The sequence below is a fragment of the Pseudomonas sp. 05N434 genome, assembly GCF_056396965.1.
Genome location: NZ_JBFTMK010000928.1, coordinates 1 through 1,046 on the forward strand (window position 1 = coordinate 1; position 1,046 = coordinate 1,046).

Here is a 1,046-nt window from a genome sequence, read left to right on the forward strand (position 1 = left end):
GAGTATGAGCTGCCGCAGTGGGCATTCTGGAAGAAGTGGCATCCATCACATCGCTGTGACCGTGCGAGCCGCCGGACGCTAATCGCACTTGAGGGTGAACCACCACGGTATGGCGTAGCCTCAAAGGTTCTGGCTACCTGGGTGCTGTCGAGGACAGCGCTGGTACGGTTCTGGTTTAGCGCTCGTTCTGCTCGCGGTCAACCGTATTTTGGGGGCGGTTGTTGCGCCAATCGGTAACGGTGGAAGACCTTGGAAACCGGTGGTTTTCCATGGCCGGGTGGTCGTTCGTCGGTTTTTAATGTGAGCCCATGCGAGTGGGAATGCGGAGCCTTCCCGCTCGCGTGGGCTTGGCCGAGAAAGCCCCACGAGCGAGACTTGTAACGGCGACAGTCGCCACTTCTGTCGCCATGCAGCAGGCCAGGTATTACGCGGGTTGTCGCCGGTGTCGCCGCTGTCGCCAAATCAAGCATCACTCCATCTGGGGAGTCATTCTCGGTTGCTGGCGGCGTCCGATGAGCGCTTACCGTATCGGCACGACGTTGTGGTCCCTGGTTTGATTGATCGCAGATGCCGACAGGTTGCCAGTGGCCGCTTTCTGGATGTGCTCACTCCACCAAGCCATCATCGGACGCCGGCGCTCGATGTAGTCCGCTCGGTTGTAAGCGCTTCGGACTTCGTCCTTGTCGACATGCGCCAGCGCGACTTCGATTAGCTCCGGATCCCACCCATGCTCGTTCAGGATGGTGCTGGCTATGGAACGCATGCCGTGGCTGACCAAGCGGTCCTGAAAGCCCATGCGTTTCAACGCCATGTTGGCGGTCTGGCTATTGGCGTGGGTGCGCGGATTCCTATCTGCCGGGAACACGTATTCCCTGTGGCCGCTGTGGGGCTTGAGCGTCTCCAGTAACGCGAGTGCCTGTTCGGTCAGCGGGATGGTGTGCGGACGACGCTTTTTCATGCGCTCCGGCGGGATGGTCCAGATGCGTTTGTCGAAGTCGATGTCTGCCCATCGGGTGGTCGCTGCTTCGGAAGGGCGGGTCATGGTG

Annotated in this window: 1 protein-coding gene; it reads right to left on the reverse strand. The window is 60.3% G+C overall.

The window, feature by feature from the left end; translation table 11 throughout:
• Positions 1-520: 520 nt before the first annotated feature.
• Positions 521-1,046, reverse strand: a 526-nt coding sequence (locus AC1DLB_RS30795; RefSeq protein ID WP_477786377.1) for a tyrosine-type recombinase/integrase, incomplete at its 5' end; no start/stop codon positions are given.